The 18,136-nt window shown below is 72.8% G+C and carries 13 protein-coding genes; 3 read left to right on the forward strand and 10 right to left on the reverse strand.

Features of this window, described 5'->3' with window-relative positions:
- A partial coding sequence (gene eccB, locus ACGFMK_RS29570; protein WP_392769901.1) for a type VII secretion protein EccB occupies positions 1-635 on the reverse strand: 635 nt, incomplete at its 3' end.
- A gap of 153 nt (positions 636-788) precedes the next feature.
- Between eccB and ACGFMK_RS29575 the strand changes: the two genes are divergently transcribed.
- Complete coding sequence (locus ACGFMK_RS29575) at positions 789-1,847, forward strand: type VII secretion protein EccE (RefSeq protein WP_392769904.1); 1,059 nt, start codon at positions 789-791, stop codon at positions 1,845-1,847.
- 8 nt (positions 1,848-1,855) lie between these two features.
- On the opposite strand, the gene eccD is transcribed toward ACGFMK_RS29575, so the two are convergent.
- From eccD to ACGFMK_RS29605, 6 genes are read right to left on the reverse strand one after another with little or no spacing between them, the layout of a single operon-like run.
- The gene (eccD, locus tag ACGFMK_RS29580) at positions 1,856-3,229 is read right to left on the reverse strand and encodes a type VII secretion integral membrane protein EccD (RefSeq protein ID WP_392769907.1); all 1,374 of its coding nucleotides are present in this window, start codon (positions 3,227-3,229) and stop codon (positions 1,856-1,858) included.
- Positions 3,230-3,263: 34 nt separating this feature from the next.
- Positions 3,264-3,584 carry a YbaB/EbfC family nucleoid-associated protein gene (locus ACGFMK_RS29585; RefSeq protein WP_323332665.1) on the reverse strand — a complete coding sequence of 107 codons (321 nt, stop codon included), beginning with the start codon at positions 3,582-3,584 and terminating at the stop codon, positions 3,264-3,266.
- Positions 3,581-4,051, reverse strand: a complete 471-nt coding sequence (locus ACGFMK_RS29590) for a hypothetical protein (protein ID WP_392769910.1) — start codon at positions 4,049-4,051, stop codon at positions 3,581-3,583. Before ACGFMK_RS29590 ends, ACGFMK_RS29585 begins: the two co-directional genes overlap by 4 nt.
- Complete coding sequence (locus tag ACGFMK_RS29595) at positions 4,051-5,412, reverse strand: WXG100 family type VII secretion target (protein ID WP_392769913.1); 1,362 nt, start codon at positions 5,410-5,412, stop codon at positions 4,051-4,053. The genes ACGFMK_RS29590 and ACGFMK_RS29595 overlap by 1 nt, the downstream gene beginning before the upstream one ends.
- A gap of 3 nt (positions 5,413-5,415) precedes the next feature.
- A complete protein-coding gene (locus ACGFMK_RS29600; RefSeq protein ID WP_392769915.1) occupies positions 5,416-6,477 on the reverse strand; it encodes a hypothetical protein in 1,062 nt (353 codons plus the stop codon).
- Between the two features lie 40 nt (positions 6,478-6,517).
- Entirely contained in the window at positions 6,518-7,294 is a 777-nt protein-coding gene (locus ACGFMK_RS29605; protein WP_392769918.1) for a WXG100 family type VII secretion target, read from the reverse strand.
- A gap of 142 nt (positions 7,295-7,436) precedes the next feature.
- Between ACGFMK_RS29605 and eccCa the strand changes: the two genes are divergently transcribed.
- On the forward strand, positions 7,437-11,363 hold the full coding sequence (gene eccCa, locus ACGFMK_RS29610; protein ID WP_392769921.1) for a type VII secretion protein EccCa: 3,927 nt from the start codon (positions 7,437-7,439) through the stop codon (positions 11,361-11,363).
- 8 nt (positions 11,364-11,371) lie between these two features.
- Here the strand turns inward: eccCa and ACGFMK_RS29615 are convergent, their stop codons facing one another.
- From ACGFMK_RS29615 to ACGFMK_RS29625, 3 genes are all read right to left on the reverse strand, one after another.
- Positions 11,372-11,788, reverse strand: coding sequence for a hypothetical protein (locus tag ACGFMK_RS29615; protein WP_392769924.1), 417 nt, complete (start codon positions 11,786-11,788; stop codon positions 11,372-11,374).
- A 2-nt stretch (positions 11,789-11,790) separates the two neighbouring features.
- On the reverse strand, positions 11,791-15,396 hold the full coding sequence (locus tag ACGFMK_RS29620) for an ALF repeat-containing protein (RefSeq protein ID WP_392769927.1): 3,606 nt from the start codon (positions 15,394-15,396) through the stop codon (positions 11,791-11,793).
- A 92-nt stretch (positions 15,397-15,488) separates the two neighbouring features.
- Positions 15,489-15,992, reverse strand: a complete 504-nt coding sequence (locus ACGFMK_RS29625) for a hypothetical protein (protein ID WP_392769930.1) — start codon at positions 15,990-15,992, stop codon at positions 15,489-15,491.
- Positions 15,993-16,209: 217 nt separating this feature from the next.
- Between ACGFMK_RS29625 and ACGFMK_RS29630 the strand changes: the two genes are divergently transcribed.
- Positions 16,210-18,096, forward strand: a complete 1,887-nt coding sequence (locus tag ACGFMK_RS29630; RefSeq protein WP_392769933.1) for an FG-GAP-like repeat-containing protein — start codon at positions 16,210-16,212, stop codon at positions 18,094-18,096.
- Positions 18,097-18,136 lie beyond the last annotated feature (40 nt).

The following is an 18,136-nucleotide window of genomic DNA, read 5'->3' on the forward strand; positions in this document are numbered from 1 at the left end:
GCGGCCTCGTCGCTGAGCTTGTAACGGCGGCCGCCGCTGAGCAGGAAGCGGTCGCCCTCGGGCAGCTTGACGATGACGCCCTGGTCGCGCGGCAGCTCCACGCCGGAAGCCGGCCCGGCGAGCAGGACGGCGGTGCGCGGCTCGGCCGAGGCGGGCGCGTCCTGGGTGGTCCGGCTGCAGCTCGTCCACGGCGTGGTGACCAGCGCGGCCGACGCGGGCAGCGAGTCGGGGGCGCCGGGGATGCCGATCTGGGCGCCGCGGCCGGCCTTGCCGAGGTTCTCCGACGACACCGAAACGGTCGCGTCGCCGTTGCCGCCGGCCAGCAGCCGGGCGGAGGCGTAGTTGAGGACCGGGTGCAGCACGCCGTCGGCGCCGAGGACGAACCGCGCGCCGGTGCCCTCTTCGACGATCACCTTGCCGCCGGCCAGCCAGTCCTTGCCGCCGTTCGGGTTGAGCAGGCCGATGATGCCGAACACGGCGGTGACGAGCAGCGCGGCCACGAGCCCCAGGATGGTGCCGAGCACCAGGCGGCGGCTGGGGGCGACGGGGTGGTTGGCGTCGGCGGCGACGAGCGCGGAGACGAGCCTGCGGCGGAGGAACTGGTACGCCTGGATCTGGTCCCGCTGCGTCCACACGCTTCTCGTGCCCCCGGCTGTGCGTCCTGTCTGCGTCCCGAACCCTCCGAGCGCCTGATGCTAAGCACCCGATCCGGGGGCGGCGAGGGTAATTTTTACGCCCACGCCCTATCTGGGGAGGCACTAGCGTCCGGAGCGGGGAAAGGGGTACCTGTGTCCGTCGGAACCGCTGAGTCCGCCGTCCGCCCGGCACCGCCGCGGCCCGCGCGCACGCCGCTGCCGTGGCTGCTGCCGATCCGGCCGCTGCAGGCCGCGCTGTGGGAGGTCGCCGGCATCGCCGCGCTGCTCGCGTGGACGCTCGACGGCCTCGCGCAGCCCGTCCGGATCGGCGTCAGCGCCGCTGCCGCGGTGGTGGTGCTGCTGACGTCGGTGCGGTTCGCCGGGCGGCATCCGGCCGGCTGGGCGCTGACGTGGATCGCGTACCGCCTGCGGCGCCACGACACCCGCCACGACAGCCCCGACGCCCTGATGCGCGTCGCCGGGCCGGTGAAGGTGCGCCAGCACGTCGACCGCGCCGGAAACCGCTTCGGCGTCGCCGAAGTCGACGGCGGGTGGAGCGCGCTGGTGCGGCTCACGCCCGGCTCGGGCGAGCCCTCCCCCGAGGCGCTGGTGGACATCCTGCGCGCGGCCTACCGGCGCACGGACGTCCCGCTGGCGTCGGCCCAGCTGCTGACGTGGGCGGTCCCGCGCGGTGACCAGGTGCTGCGGGTGCGCTGGCTGGCCGTCCGCTACCGCCCGGACCTCGCGCCGATCGCGGCGCTGGCCCGCGGCGGCGGCGACCTGGGTGCCTTGCGCAGCACGGCGTCCGCGGCGCTGAGCCTGATGGGCGAGCTGGCCGAGGCGGGCTACCCGAGCACGGTGCTGGAGGCGGGCGAGCTGGGCCAGGAGCTGCGGGTGGCGCTGGGCGTCCAGGGCCCGTCCCCGGAGCCCAGCGACCACTGGCGGGCGTGGACGTGGGGCGACGCGAGCCAGATGTGCTTCACGCCCCGCTCGGTGCGCTCGTTGGACGTCTCGGTGCCGGAGGCGGCGTTCACGGCGACGTCGTACACCCTGCGACGCACGGCGGGCGGCAAGGAGCACGAGGAGCTGACGATCCGGGTGGGTTCCCGCTCCGGCGCTTCGGTGCCTTCGCCCAGCGGATCCGCTGTCCCCCTGCATGGCCGTCACGGCGAAGGAGTCCGCCGCACACTCCCCTTGGCCCTGGATTCCTGAAGGCCAGATCAGCCGCGGACGGCTTCGTAGACTCCGGCGATCATGCCGACGAACGGGACCAGCGAGAGCAGCACCAGGAACTCCGAGACGTCCAGCAGCCGTGACCAGTACGGCGAACGCAGGCCGCGGGCCACCCGGGTCGCGTAGATCAGGCAGATCGCCGCCGACAGGACCACCGCGCAGCCCGTCGCGAAGATCGCCGTGCGGTTGCCCGAGGCCACCAGCCAGACGCCCGCGACCACCAGGCCCGTGACGCCGAAGGCGACCAGGACCAGGCGCTGCGCTTTGCCCGCGTACGAACGGGAACGCAGGATCCACGCGACCCCCAGCACCGCGGCCAGGCCGGCGTCCCAGGGCCCGCCCGTGGCGAGGACGACCGCCGAGAACAGGACCACCAGGCCCAGCGCCACCAGCAAGCCCGTCAACACGGCCTGGGCGCGGGACGTGCGGCCGAACATCTCCGTGCCCAGCGACGGCTGTTCGTCGGCGCGGAAGGCCTCCATGTCGTCCGGCACGCGCGGCAGCGGGAGGCGGGCCAGGCGCAGCGCCATCATCGGGGCTACCGCCGCCAGCGCCGTGCACAGCACCGCGACGACCGCCGCGGCCGAGATCGGGGAGACGCCCGCCAGCAGCACCACTCCGGTCGTCACCGCGCCGAACCCGGAGGCGACGGTGATCGCGACGAACCACGGCAGGCGATCGGCGACCGAGACCGCCGCGAGCACGCCGTACACCGTCACCGCGGCGAAGCCCGCGGCCAGCGGCCCGGCCGACAGCGAGAACAGCGGATGCGGTGGCAGCACGGACATCCCGGCCAGCAGCGCGACGCCGACCCCGGCGAGCGACCCGGCCGCGCCGGCCTCGGCGTCGCCGTACGCGCGGCTCAGCGCGCCGCCGCCCAACAGCAGCACCAGCGCCAGCAAGCCCGTCCCGATCGGGGCCAGGACGCTGCCGGACGCCGCGGCCTGCACCAGCAGCCCGCCCGCGAGCAGCAGCACGACCGCGGCCACCAGCCCGGACCGCCGCGCGACCGAAGGGCCCCAGCCGCCGGTCGCGTCGGCGGCGCTGGCGATCGAATCGACGACGTCGTCGAACAGCAGCGGACCCCGCGGGCGCTCCCGCGGGGTCAGGTGGAGGACTTCGCCGTCGCGGATCTGCGCCGCGGCGACGCTCAGGCCGAGCGCCAGTGGCGCCCCGCCCAGCCGGGAAAGCACCCAGCCCGGGTGGTCGGCCGAGGCCTGCCCGGACGCCCCGGCGAGCCGCACCAGCTGCGGCACCAGCTCGGCGAACGTCGACTGCTGCGGCAGGGCGACGTCCACCCGGGCCCGTGGCGTGACCACGGTGACCCGCCTGGTCGTACCCGTGAGAGAAGCCGTGGTCATGCCGCCTCCGCGGGAGAAAACACGTCGGCGGGCATCAGATGTTCTTGGCCGCGGAGATCACCGGCGCGAACTTCGCGTTCGACGCCTCGGCGAGCTTCGTGAGCCCGGCGTTCACCGCCTCCAGGACGATCTCCGAGAGGTTGCGGGCGTCGTACTCGCGGATCGCGCGCGGGTCGATGTCGATCGAGGTGAACCGGCCGTCGCCGCGGAGGGTGACGGTGACCTCGTTCTGCCGCGAATGCGCCTTGATCTCCATCGCCTCGACCGTGCGCTGGATCCGCTGGACCTCTTCGGTCTGCTTGCGCACCTGCGCCAGCAGTTCGTCCATGTCCGGCACCGCGTACGGATCGGTCATCGGATTTTCCCTTCGTGCTGGCGGACGTGGACGCTGCCCACGAACCGCTGGAAACCGGGTGAGAGCGCCCGCGCGGTCGCGGGCGCGGCCGTGCAGGCGAGCTCGAGCACCAGCCGCTGCTCCGGCGTGGCGCCGGGAACGGTCAGGTGCACCTGGGTCTGGATCAGCTCGGTGCCTTCGCCGGTGCGCAGGCGCAGCAGCTGCATGACACCGGGCGCGGCCGGGGCGCCGACGTCCCGGCGGCTGAGCACGTCGAGCCCGGCCGTGGTGCGCGAAAGCCGTTCGACGGCCTCGGCGGCGACGTCGTCGATCGACGCCTCGTCGGGCCGCTGCTGGACGCTCACCGTGATGTTCGGGACGAACTCGCCGGCCGGCGCGTCGTGCACGGCGACGAACACCGCGCCCGACTCGCCGGGGTCGACGGCGGTCCAGCCGTCGGGGATCACGAAGTCCAGGGGAAGGGTCATCACAGCCCCACGTACGACGTGGCGTCGTCCCAAGCGGAGCCGACCGCGTTGGCGGCGTCGTGCGCCGCGGTGCCCACGTAGTCCGCCGCGGCGCCGCCGTACTCGCCGATCGTGTGGCCGAGTTTCGGCAGGTCGATGTCGATCTTCGCGCCGACACCCGCGCCGAAGCCGAGCGCGGCCCCGGCCTTGAAGTTGACCTTGATGTGGCCCGCGTCGTAGACGGCCTGGGCGTCGAGCTGCGCGCCGACGCCGTACTGCAGCGTGCCGTTCGCGCCGACGCCGATGCCCGCGACGTCCGCGGCGACCTCGCCCTCGACCTTGCCGCCGACGAAGGCGTTCGCGTGCGCGCCCACGCCGTGCGCGCCGAGGGTGCCGGACGCGCTCGCCTCACCGCCGGCGAACAGGGTGCCCTTGGCGTGCGCCGAGGAGACGCCCCAGTCGCCCTTGAGCTCGCCCTCTTCCTTCACCGCGGCCAGCTCGGTGTGGCCGGACGCACCGACGTCCCAGCCCTTCGACGTGATCTTCCCGTCGTACTCCGGGGTGAGCCCGTCCTGGTCGTGCTTGAACTTGTAGTAGGTGATCTCGGTGTTGTTGCCCAGCTTGTCCTTGACGCTCTCCGGCTTCGGCTGCCCGAACGGCGTGTCCGCCTTCTTCGGCGCGCGCGTGCCTTCGAGGCCGTCCCAGGTCAGCTTCTTCCAGCCCGAGTTCTTGAACCACGACGGCGCGTCGCGCGGACGCTTGCGCCCGTCGAGCGGGCTGCCGTTGAGCCAGCCCAGCGGGCCCGCGGTCTTCTTGCCCAGCTTGTATTCCAGCCGCTGGGTGCCCTCGGGCGGGAACAGCTCGGCGAGCGCTTCGGAGAACTCGTCGACGACCTGGCGCGCGGCCTGGACACTCTGTTCGCCGAGCTGACGCGCGGCCTGGATGAACGCGCCGACCGAGCCCGAGTTCACCGCGCGGGCCTGCGCGGTCAGCTGCTGGGCGTACTGGTCGAACTGCGCGATGATCGAGTCGACCGCCGCCTTCGCCGACTGCACGAGCTGCGACGCCGTCGCGAGCCGTTTCGCCTGGTCGTCGAGCTTCGTGGCGGCGTCGGTCAGCTCCTCGCCCAGCTTCTGGGCCGCGGTGGCGAACGCGGTGTAGGCGTCGCCGTCCCAGTCCGCGTGCAGCGTCTTCGCGGACTCGCCGATCTCCTTCGCCCTGCCCGAGACCGTCGTGGCCTGGGTGGCGACGCGCTGCGACGCGGCACTCAGCGCGCCGGGATCCCCCGTGACGCGCCGCTGACACTCGACCAGGACCTGCCGGTACCCGGACAGCACGGAGCTGACCACCCCGGACGCGTCGACGACCCCCGAGCCCCACATCGGCTAGTTCCCGGCCGCGTCGTAGCCGACGTGCTGGCTGAAGTGCTTTCCGTTGTAGTCCAGGTTGATGTCGACGTCGAAGTCCTGCCCGCCCGGAGCCTCCACAGTGGACTCACCGGTGGTGAGGTTGGTGTGGATGACGACCTCGTTCGCGCCGCCCATCGACCCGGCGCCGCTGGTGACGGGAGCCGGCTGGGTGACCGGCGCCGGCTGGGTCGGCACGGTGGCGCCGTGCTGGGCCGGGTCCACCGCGATCCAGCTGTTCGACGGGTCGAGCGGGGTGCCGTTGGCCGTCACGGGAGTCGTGGCACCGCTGGAACCGCCGCCGGTGGCGAGCGCGGGCGGGGTGTAGTCGGTGAACGAAGGCTGCTGCGGGATCCCCCCGCCGCTCCCGCCCGCCACCGCCTGCTGCCCGGCCGGGCTCGCCACCGGCGACGGGGCCTGCGGCGCCGTGACCGGGGTGGTCCCCGCCGACGGCGTCGTCGCGCCCGTGGTGCCGGTGTCGTGGTGGAACAGCTTCTCGATCTCGCCGATGACCGTCGCCAGCTGGGTGATCTGCTGGGCGAGGTCGGTCGCGCCGAGGGCCTTGAGCAGCGCGCCGATCGAGGTGATGAACGCCCGCAGCGAGGCGCTGGTCCCGGTCGACAAAGCGACCGCCGCGCCGTAGGTCCACGGGTTCGACATCAGCGAGGCGACCGTCGGGTTCACCGCGGAGACGACCGCGCGGTAGGCCTCCTGCGCCGTCTTGATCAGCGTGCCGGAGATGCCGAGCAGCTCGGCGCCCTTCTGCACCACGCCGATGATCTTGGTGAGCTGGTCGAGCGAGTCGGTGATCTTCTTCAGCGCCGATTCGCTCGCCGCACCCGACCAGATCTTGCCGAGCTGGTCGGCGGCCTTGGACAGCTCGGTGTACATGCTCAGGAACTGCTCGGCCTTCTTGACCAGGTCGAGCACGTGCTTCGCGATCTGCTCCGGCTGGCCGGTGACGATCTGCGGCAGGATGGTGATCGGCCCGCCCGAAGACGCGGTCGCGTCCATCGCGCTGGAGTTCGGGAAAGTCAGCATCGGACGACCTCACAAAGTCTCATCGGGCGGGAAACACAGCTCAGACGACGGAAGCGGGCCGGTACACACTGACCTTCGCCAGTCCGCTGATGCGGGCGTCGAGGAGCCCGTGGTTGTACAGGCGGCCGCCGTCGCCGGCGACGCCGATGACCGGCTGGCGGTCGGAGAACAGCAGCGGTTCGACCACCACGACGTCCCCGCTGTGCACGCCGCCGGGGACGTCGGAGAACGTGCGGGCGGTCCCCGCGTAGACCTCGATCAGCCCGATCCGCGCCTGGTTGTCGGCGTCGCCGGCCAGCCAGTCGTTGAAGTCGGCGACCCCGTGGAAGCGGGTGTCGGTGATCGGGTGGTCCCCGAGCTTGCCGAGCTCCGCGTCCCCCAGGTAGCGCAGGACGTTCCCGACCGACGACGGTTCGCCGTGGGCGCCCGCGCTGTCGTTGATCGCCAGGGTCGCCAGCTCCGAGGCGTGCGAGTTCCCCCAGATCGACGCGGCCGGCGGAGTCGCGCCGGTCGCGGAGCCGCCGCCGTAGCCGGTGGCGACGTCCTGGTCCGCCGCCTGGTAGGCGTCGGCGCTGGCCTTCACGAGCCCGTTGATCTGCTGCAGCAGCTGCAGGAGCGTGCGGACGGCGGTGATCTGGCCGGAGTGCAGCGCCGCGTTGGCGGCGGCCACCGCGCTGCCGAACGTCGCGAACGACGTCGGCTGCACGACCAGGCGTTCGAGGTCGGCCACGGCGTTGATCCCGTGGGCGATGATGCCGCCCACGTTCCCCACGGCGGAGCGCATCGCCTCGGGCTCAGCCCGGTACTCGCCGGCCATGGGTCTCCTTCCGCGGGTGGCTGCTCGGCAGAGCGTAAGTTCGTCCCCGGAAGCGGGCGGACGGCAAAAGTACCCACCGCGAGCGGGCGGTGAGTGGCCAAAATACCGGGCAGAGCCATCCCGGATCTGGAGTCTTCGCCGCATGAGTCTGACGCCCGAGCGCCCCACCGAGATCGTGCTGCAGTCGCCGCCGATGCTGCCGAAGAGCTCGTCCGGCGGGATGATGCAGCTGATGATGTTCCTGCCGATGATGCTCGGCATGGGCGCGATGTCGTTCGTCTACATCGGACGCGACGGCGGGGTGATGACCTACGTCTTCGGCGCCCTGTTCCTCTGCGCCATGGGCGGCATGGTCGTGATGTCGCTGGGCCGCGGCGGCATGGCGAAGAAGGCGCAGATCAACGACGAGCGCCGCGACTACCAGCGGTACCTCACCGGCCTGCGGGGCCAGGTCCGCGACATCGCCGACGGCCAGCGCGCCGCGATGGTCGCCGTCCAGCCCGACCCGGCCGACCTGTGGGCCTACGTCGAGACCGGGCAGCTGTGGGACCGGCGGCGCACCGACTCGCAGTTCGCGCAGGTCCGCGCCGGTACCGGGCCGCAGCGGCTGGCGACGCCGTTGAAGGCCCCGCAGACCGTGCCGCTGGAGGACCTGGACCCGGTCTCCTCGACCAGCCTCAAGCACTTCATCCGCACCTACTCGACGGTCGACGGCCTGCCGGTGGCGCTGTCGCTGCGGTCGTTCGCCGCGGTGACCCTGGCCGGGCGGCGCCCGGACGTGCTGGGCCTGACGCGGTCGCTGCTGTGCCAGCTCGCCACCTTCCACTCCCCCGCCGACCTGCGGATCGCGCTCTGCGTGCCGCCGGACCGGCAGCACGACTGGGAGTGGGCGAAGTGGCTGCCACACGCGACGGCGGCGACGGCGTCCGACGCGGTCGGCTCCCGCCGGCTGGCCGCCGAGGCGGCGGCCCCGCTGGCCGAGCTGCTCGGGCCGGACCTCGGCGAGCGGCCGGTGTTCAGCCGCCGCGCGGCGAGCGAGCTCGACCTGCCGCACCTGGTCGTGGTGGTCGACGGCGGCAACGCCCACGGCGAGCCCCGGCTGATCGGCGAGGACGGCCGCCTCGGCGTCACGGTGATCGAGATCGGCTCGGAGCACCCGCGGACGTTCTCGACCGAGAAGCTGCTCAGCCTGCACACCACCCCGGACTCGCTCGGCATGGTCGTCGGCGACGCCACCGAGCAGCGGCTCGGCTTCCTCGGCCGCCCGGACGTGCTCGACCGCGGGGCCGCCGAGGCCCTGGCCCGGATGCTGACGCCGTTGCACACCCCCGCCGCCGTCGTCGGCGAGGCGCCGATGTCGGCGACGTTCGGGCTGGCCGGGCTGCTCGGCATCGGCGACCCGCGCGACACCGACACCGCCGTCACCTGGGCGCCGCGCGCGGCGCGGGACCGGCTGCGGATCCCGCTGGGCGTCAACCCCGAAGGCCGTCCGGTGGACCTGGACCTCAAGGAGTCGGCCGAGGGCGGGATGGGCCCGCACGGCCTGGTCATCGGCGCGACCGGGTCCGGCAAGAGCGAGCTGCTGCGGACGCTGGTGACGGCGCTGGCCGTGATGCACTCGTCGGAGACGCTGAACCTGGCGCTGATCGACTTCAAGGGCGGCGCGACCTTCGCCGGGATGACCGGGCTGCCGCACACCTGCGCCGTCATCACCAACCTGTCCGACGACCTCGCGCTCGTCGACCGCATGGCCGACGCCCTCAACGGCGAGCTGCTGCGGCGGCAGGAACTGCTGCACGCGGCCGGGAACTACGCGTCGGTGCGCGACTACGAGAAGGCCCGCGCGGACGGCGCGCCGCTGGACCCGCTGCCGTCGCTGCTGGTGATCATCGACGAGTTCAGCGAGCTGCTGTCCGCGCGCCCGGAGTTCATCGACCTGTTCGTCGCGATCGGCCGGCTCGGGCGCTCGCTCGGGATCCACCTGCTGCTGGCGTCGCAGCGGCTGGAGGAGGGCCGGCTGCGCGGGCTGGACTCGCACCTGTCCTACCGCGTCGGCCTGCGGACGTTCTCCGCCGCGGAAAGCCGCGCGGTCCTGGGGGTGGCCGATGCCTACCACCTGCCGCCGGTGCCCGGGTCGGCGTACCTGAAGGCCGACACCGACACGCTCATCCGGCTCAAGGCGGCCTATGTCTCGGGTGAGCTGCCGCCGCGCAGCACGGTCGTCCGCGAGGACGGCCAGGAGCTGGGGGTGCTGCCGTTCTCGCTGGCCCCCGTCGAAATCCCGGTGACGACCGAGCTTTCCGACGCCCCGGCCGCCGACGGCACCGGCGAGACGATCATCCACGCGATGCTCTCGCGGCTGGAGGGCAAGGGACCGGCCGCGCACCAGATCTGGCTGCCGCCGCTGAACGAGCCGCCGACGCTGGACCAGCTGCTCCCGCCGCTGGGCGAGGACGCCGCGCGCGGCCTGTGCCCGCTCGGCTGGGGCGGCAACGGCAAGCTGACCATCCCGGTGGCGCTGGTGGACAAGCCGTTCGAGCAGCGCCGCGACCTGCTGTGGGCCGACTTCTCGGGCGCGGGCGGGCACGCGCTGATCGTCGGCGCCCCGCAGACCGGCAAGTCGACGCTGATGAAGGACATCGCGGGCATGCTCGCGCTGACGCACACGCCGGCCGAGGTGCAGCTGTTCATCCTCGACATGGGTGGCGGCGCGCTGGCGCCGATCGCCGGGCTGCCGCACACGTCCGGCTACGCGACCCGCCGCGACGCCCAGCGCTGCCGCCGCGTCGTCGCCGAGCTGACGACGCTGCTCGAACAGCGCGAAGAGTTCTTCGCCGCCAACGGGATCGAGTCGATCACGACGTTCCGCCAGCGCCGCGCGGAGTTCACCGAGAGCACCGACGGCCGCGAGTTCGGCGACGTCTTCCTGTTCGTGGACAACTGGACCACGATCCGGCAGGAGTACGAGCAGCTGGAGGAGCAGATCACCGGGCTGGCCGCGCGCGGGCTCGGGTTCGGCATCCACGTGATCGTCTCGCTCAACCAGTGGATCGGCGTCCGCGCCCAGCTGCGCGACGCCATCGGCACCCGGTTCGAGCTGCGCCTGGGCGACCCGATGGACTCCTCGATCGACCGCAAGGTCGCGGTGAACGTGCCCGCCGACCGCCCCGGCCGCGGCATCACCGCGGAGAAGCTCCACTTCCTGGCGGCGCTGCCACGGATCGACGCGGACCAGCGCCCGGAGACGATCGGCGCGGGCGGCGTCGACCTGACGCGCCGGATCTCCGAGGCCTGGCAGGGCCCGCGCGCGCCGCAGGTCCGGCTGCTGCCGCCGGAGGTCCCGCTGGACACGCTGGCCGCCGGCCCGGCCCGCCAGGTGACGCTGGGCATCGCGGAGTCGACGTTGCGCCCGGTGTACCTGGACTTCGCGGCGGACCCGCACTTCGTGGCCTTCGGCGACGTCGAGTCGGGGAAGTCTTCGCTGCTGCGGGCGATCGCCCGGGGCATCACGTCGAAGTACTCCCCGGCCGAGGCGGCGATCATCGTCGCGGACTACCGCCGCGGCCTGCTCGGCGCGGTGTCGGAGGAGCACCTGCTGGGTTACGCGGGCGCCGAAGGCAAGCTGACGGAGCTGATCGCGGACTGCGCGACGGCGATGCGCAACCGCCTCCCGGGCCCGTCGGTGACGCCGGAACAGCTGCGTAACCGCTCGTGGTGGCGCGGCCCGGAGCTGTTCGTCCTGGTGGACGACTACGAGCTGGTGGCGACGGTCGGCCGGAACCCGTTGCAGCCGTTGCTGGAGTTCCTCCCCCAGGCCCGGGACATCGGCCTGCACGTGCTCATCGTCCGCGGTTCCGGCGGCGCCGGCCGGGCGTTGTTCGAGCCGGTGCTGCAGCGGCTGCGGGAGCTGGGCTCGCCGGGGTTGATCATGTCGGGCACGAAGGACGAAGGCGCGCTGCTGGCGGACGTCAAGCCGTCACCGCAACCACCTGGTCGCGGGACGCTGGTGTCTCGGCGGCACGGGACGGGGCTGGTGCAGGTGGCGTGGACCAAGCCCGTGGACTCCTGACACGGCGCTCAGGAGCGCATCCACTCCGGCGGCTCGCCACCCCCACGCCGTTCCACCAGCAGGCAGAACTCCCGCGACTGCGGCCCGAGCTCGGACCAGAGCGCCGCCAAGTCGACGCCGTCGCCGCGGACGTTCTGGACCGCTTCGAGGAAGCCGGTCGTCATGGCCGTCCGGGCGTCCGGCGGCCCACCGGCGACGACGTCTTCGACTGCCGCCAGGACGGCCCGCCGTTCTTCCGGCGACAGCCCGGCCGCGGCGAGCACGAAGGCCGAGCCCAGGTGGCCCAGCCGCACGATCAGCGGCAGTTCGCCGAACTCCGGGTCCACTCCGGTGTCGTCGCCGGACCAGTCCAGTACCTGGGCTCGATCGACCGCGGCGAGCGCCTCGCTGACGCTCACCACGGCTTCGACCGCTTCCGGTGTCACTGTCACTTCCCTGCCAACGCGTTCTGCATGTCGAGGATAACGTTCTGTGCCGCGGCCCGGTCGGCCTCGCTCACGATGATCCCCGACTTCGGGGGTATCTCCGCCCCGGTCGGATTGTCCCGCAGCCACTTCTGCAACGCGGTGATGTAGCTGCGTGCCTTGCTCGCGTGGTCGAAGCCGGTGCCGCTCAGGTCGAGCGCCCGCTCCACGCGGACCATGGCCGCGGTGCTGCCGCTGCCGAAGCGCGCGCCCGGCCGGTACAGCTCGTTCATCAAGCCGGAGAGCTGCGGGTTCGTCGTGAACGGCTTCGCCATCTGAGCCCGCAGCGACGTGAGCAACTTTCCGAAGGCCCCTTCACCGGCGCCGCGGAGCAGGCCGGGCACGACGGACTCGCCGAGCAGCTCGGCGAGCGGGACCTTGAGCAGGCGCTCGAGCGGCTTGCCGATGCCGGCCTCGAGCTTTTGGCCCAGCTGGTCCGGCGCCGCGTTGAGCTGGTTTCGTAGCGTGTCGCCGCACACCAGGGCGTGTTCGTCGCTGTTGCAGTAGGCCTTCAGGTAGAGGTCGGAGAGGCTCAGAGTGTGGCCCGAGCGCATCGGCCCCCAGGAGCTGCCCTCCTCGGCCAGCCAGATCCCGAAGTCGATGGCCAGCACGTCACAGGACTGCCCGAGCCCGGCCGGCAGCCTCGTGCCGTTGAGGAAGCAACCGCCGTCGAAATAGACGAGCGTGATCGCGCCGTCCGCGTACTGGCGGATGCTGAAGACCCCGTCGTCATACGTCCCGGACGCGGCTTCGGCGGCGCGGCGCGCGCTGTCCTCCTGCTGGCTCTTCTCCCAAGCGATCCGGCCGGCCTCCGTGGCCGCCGCGGCGGCGTCCGACGCGGCTTGGCCGGCCTCGGTCGCCGCGTCCCGGGCGATCTTGGCCGAGGACGCGGCCCGGTCCGCGGCGATCCGTGCTTCGGACGCCGAGATGCGTGCGCGCTCGGCCGAGTGGGCCGCGGCACGCGCGTCCCGTTGGGCGGCGACGGACGCCGCCGTCGCCTGCTTCGCCGAAGTGGCGGCCTCGTTCGCGGACTGCTGGGCCTGGTCCGCGGACTGCTGCGCCTGGTCGGAGTAGATCTTGGCCTGGGCGGCCGATGCCCGGGCGTCGGCCGCGTACCGGTCGGCGTCCTCCTGCGCACCGCGCGCAGTGGCGGCCGATGCGGCGGCCTGGAAGGCATTCTGCTGCGCCAGCGCGGCCGACCGGGCCGCGGCGGCCAGGTAACCGCCCACCTCGGCGACGTGGGTCGCGGTGTCGGCGTCGCGGACCTGCGCGCGGAACTTCTCTCCCTGCAGGAAGTTGTCCAGGTAGAACGCGGGCCCGGACAAGGCGACCCGCGCCGCGGCTTTCACCTCGGCACCGCCGGTCGCCAGCGCCTGCGTGACGAGGGCACGGTAGTCCCCTTCGCGCGCGGTGTACTGGCCGGTGGCGAGGAACGCCTCTACGTCGGCCGGACCGCCCTGGAGGGCCTTCCGGCCTTCGGCCTGCACACCCGGTCCGCCCGCGCTCACGAGCTGGGTCGCGAGCACCCGGTCGTCGATCTCCTTGCCGGCGTAGGCGCGGGTCCGCAAGAATTCCTTAACCTGGTCGTACCCGCCGGCGAGCGCGGTCTCCGCCGCCGTCCGCTGCGCGGGCTTGTCAGTGTTGTCGGCGATCGAACCGACGCTGATGCGGTCGTCGCGCTCAACGGCGGCAGAGAGGCCGCCCCGGACGAACGCGACGACGTCCGCTCCTTGGCCGGCCAGTGCGTCGGCCGCGGCCGACTTCTCCCACGGGCCGCCGACGTGCAGCAACCGGGCCGCGATTCGGCGGCCGTCGGTCACGACGACCTCCGGCGACGTGGCGGCGGCACCGGCCTCGTCGAGGAGTCGCTGGACGTCGGGTTCGAGCCGGACCGCCGTACCCGCCTCCCAGGCCGTGCTGACCTGCCTTGCCGACTCGGCGTCCTCGGCGTCCTCGGCGTCGCTGATCGCCTGGTTCTGCTGGGCGGTCAGCCGCTCGTCGTCCGCGCGGCGCGCGGTGGCCGCGATCCCGGCAGCCTGGTCGGACGCCGTGGTGGCGGCGTCGGCCGCTCGCTGGGCTTCGGTCGCGGCCGCCGCGGACCGGTCGGCCGCAGCCGCGGCGTCCCCGGCGAAGTCGGCCGCGTCGTTCGCCGCTTTGGCCGCGTTCTCGGCGTGGGTCGCCGCATCCAGCGCGGCCAGGCGGGCCTCTTCGGCCGCGGCCGCCGCCTCGTGCGCGATCGACACGGCTGCCGCAGCGGCGCGCTTCGCTTCGGCGGCAGCCCGCTTGGCGCGGGCTGACGCGGCGCTCGCCCGGGCCGCGCTCGCACCGGCTTTCTGCGCCCACGAACCCGCTTCGCCGGCCGCACCCGAAGCCTCGTCCGCGTGCGTCCCCGCGGAAGCCGCGGCGGAGGCGGCATTGCCCGCAGCGATCGCCGCCTTGCCCGCGGCGTCCGCGGCCTCGGCGGCCTTCTTCGCGCCCTGGGCGACGGCGAGCGCGTCGGTCGCCGCCTTTTTCGCGTCAAACGCGTGTCCCCGGTCGATCAACGCGAGCGCGGCCGCGTCACCGGCCCTCGACGCGGCCTGGTTCGCCATCGAGGCGGCGGTCGCGGCCTGGCTGGCAGCGGTTGCGGCAACCCGCGCCGCCGAGTTCGCCGACTGCGCCGCGTTCACGGCCGTGCGAGCCGCGTCGGCCGCCCGGTCCGCGGCATCCGCGGCCCGGCCCGCGGCGTCCGCGGCCCGCGCCGCCGACCCCTGCGCGGCCTGGGTCTCCGCCGCCGCGCGAGCGGCTGCCTCCTTCGCCAGCTGAGCTGCCTTCACCGCCTGGTCGGACGCTTCGACGGCCAGCTTCGTCTGGTCCGCGGCCCGGTCACCGGCCGCCTTCGCCGTATCGGCGAGCTGGGCGACCGAGAGCACTTCCTGGTCCCGTTGCGCGGCGATCGGGTAGCCGACGGCCAGGAACTCGCGGATGTCGGCCGTCGAGCCGGTGAGCGCGCGCTTGGCGGCCGCCTTCACCTCCGGTCCTCCGGTGGCCAGCAGCTGGGTGACGCGCACCCGGTCGTCGCTGTCGCGAGCCGTGTACTGCCCGTGGTTGAGGAAAGCCTCGACGGCGGCGGCGTCCCCGGTCAGCGCGTCCCGCGCGGCCGCCTGGACCCCCGGTCCCCCGATGGCCAGGATCTGTGTCGCCCGGACCCGCTGGTCCTGCTGGTAAGGCTCCTGGTACCCGCCGGCGAGGAACGCCCTCATGTTCTCGGCCGTCCCACCAAGCGCCTGCACCGCCGCCCCACGCACCCCGGGGCCACCCTGCGCCAGCACCTGCGTGACCCCTACCCGCAGGTCGGTCTCGAGCGCGGCGAACTGCCCCGCGGTCAGATACTGGTGCACGTCCTCGTCGGAGCCCACCAGGGCGGCTTCGGCGCCGCTCGCCACGCTGGTCCCGCCTGTCTGCAGCAACGCCAGCACCTGAGCCCGCTCGGACCCAGGCGGAGGGGGCTCCTCCTCCGCCCCGACCGGGGCGGCCACCATCCCGGACAACACGGCGGCCGCGAGCGCCGCGGAGAGAAGAGAACGCACGCTGAACATCGAGACCTCGCAGGTGAAGAAGGCGCGAATGACCAGGCGCCGACGTTATCCACACCAGCACCCGGATTGACGACGGTCCTATTTCAGGACGCGGCAGACCTCAGTTCGACGAGCGGCGTCAACCCATTCTGGGGATCGAGCCCTTCGCCAACGGGAACCAGGTCGTTCTTGGCGACGTCGTAGACGGTCGCCGTGCCCTTGACAGTCAATGTCGCCTTGAGCGCGTGGTCGTCACCCTTGATCAGGTAGACGGACGCGAGGTCGAGGGTGAGGTAACCCTGCTGAGCGGTGACGCGGAAGCAGAACGGATCCGCCTTCGTCCGGCTCCACACCTGGATCGGGTTCGCGGTGGCCGAACAGTCGGTGAACAGGATGTGCCCATCGCCCTTGAGCAGTCGGATCCCGCGCTCGGCGAAGATCTTGTCGGCGCCCGGGTAGTCGTACGTCTCGACGATCGGCGGCGGCGCGTCATCGCTCGCCGCGGCGGCGGACCCCGGCGTCGCCAGCGCCGTCGGCGGACTCGCGACGACCGGCACGACAGCGGCGAGAACGGCGCCCGCCAAAAGCGGGCGGAGAATTTTCTGCACTGGACTTTCCTCCCCTGAGCCGCCCGCGACCGGGCAGCCTTCTGGACACTACCCAAATCAGACGTACCACACAGCGTGGTATAGACCACAGTTTTTCGTGTAAAAAAACGAGGTGGATCGGCGATCAACCAGAGTTGTGCCGGACTTGCCGGACAATCTGCTCTGAATGGCCGAACGCGGTGATTGGCCGCGCGGCCAGCCGATAGGGGGAACTGTGATGAGTCGACCAGGAGCGGCCGGGTTCGGCGCGCTCGCCATCGCGCTCGTGGCCGGGAGCCTGGCCGCGGCGCCGGCGTCCGCCGTGTCCGGCAGCGCCGCGTCCACCACCGGATACGCCGCCAAGCTGACCGCCGAGGGCCGGGCCTGCAGCGGGGCACTCGTCGAGCCCGCGCTGGTGCTCACCGCCAAGAGCTGTTTCCCCGAAAACCCGCAGGGAGGCGTGCCTGCCAAGGCGACCACGGTCACCGTCGGCGGGCACACCGCCACCGTGACCGCCCTGGTCACCAGCTCCGACCGCGACGCGGTGCTGGCGCGGCTCGACACTGTGGTGACCGACGTGGCCCCCGTCAGGCTCGCCGCGACCGCGGGCGTGCCCGGAGGCTCGGAAAGCCTGACGCTCACCGGCTGGGGCCGCACGGCAACCGAATGGGTGCCCGCCGAGGCGCACGCCGCCTCCTTCACCGTTTCGGCGAGCACCGCCACGACCCTGTCGCTCACCGGGGTCGGCGGCGCCGACGCCTGCAAGGGCGACGCGGGCGCCCCGGTGTCCCGCGCGGACGGCACCCTCGCCGCGGTGGCCGGCAAGTCCTGGCAGCACGGCTGCTTCGGCGAAACCGAAACCCGCCAGGGCACGACCGCCGCCCGGGCCGACGACCTGAGCGGCTGGATCCGCGACGAGGCGATCGTCGGCACGGCGAAGGTGGTCGGCCACGGCGTCACGCTGTCGTGGACCCCGGTCGCCGGCGCCGCGACGTACTCCGTGTACGCCAGCTCCACCGGGCCGGCGGTCTTCAGCGCGGAGCAGCTGATCGGGACGACGTCCGGCACGACGCTGCTGCACTCGGCGACGGCCCGGAAGACCTGGCACTACCTGGTCATCGCGTCCAACGGGGCCTCGAGCCCGCAGTTCACGGCGACCACCGGCGCCCGGTCGGTCAGCGACTTCACCGGTGACGGCAAGGACGACATCGCCACCTTCACCCGCGGCGCCGCCGCCGACGTCTTCGTCGCGGGCTCGGACGGCGGCAAGTTCGGCACCGGCGTCCTCTGGCACGACCACTTCGCCATCGGTGGCGAGATCCCGCTGACCGGGGACTTCAACGGCGACGGCAAGGTCGACATCGTCGTCTTCAGCCGCGGCACCAGCGGCGACGTCTACGTCGCGCTCTCCAACGGCACCCAGTTCACCGGCGACGGGGTCCTCTGGCACGACTTCTTCGGCGTCGGCGACGAGATCCCGGCGGTCGGCGACTTCAACGGCGACGGGAAGGACGACATCGCCCTCTTCAAACGCGGCAGCACCGCCGACGTCCTCGTCGCGCTCTCCGACGGCACCAAGTTCGGCACCGCCGTCCTCTGGCACGACCACTTCGGCATCGGCAGCGAACTGCCGTTCGTCGGCGACTTCAACGGGGACGGCAAGGACGACATCGCGGTCTTCAGCCGCGGCACCAGCGGTGACGTCTACGTCGCGCTCTCCAACGGCACCCAGTTCACCGGCGACGGCATCCTCTGGCACGACTTCTTCGGCATCGGCGACGAACTGCCCGCGGTCGGCGACTTCAACGGGGACGGCAAGGACGACATCGCCACCTTCACCCGCGGCAGCACCGCCGACGTCTACGTCGCGCTCTCCGACGGCACCAAGTTCGGCACCGGCGTCCTCTGGCACGACCACTTCGCGCTGAACGCCGAGCAGCCCGGCGTCGGCGACTTCAACGGGGACGGCAAGGACGACATCGTCGTCTTCAGCCGCGGCACCAGCGGTGACGTCTACGTCGCACTCTCCGACGGCACCCGGTTCACCGGCGACGGGGTCCTCTGGCACGACTTCTTCGGCATCGGCGACGAGGTCCCGGCCCCTCGGGTGACCACGGTTCTCTGAGCGGGCGGACCTTCCCCCGGGACCGGCGTCCCGGGGGAAG

Origin of the sequence: Amycolatopsis sp. NPDC049252 (genome assembly GCF_043197175.1) — a bacterium.
Classification (GTDB): Bacteria; Actinomycetota; Actinomycetes; order Mycobacteriales; family Pseudonocardiaceae; genus Amycolatopsis.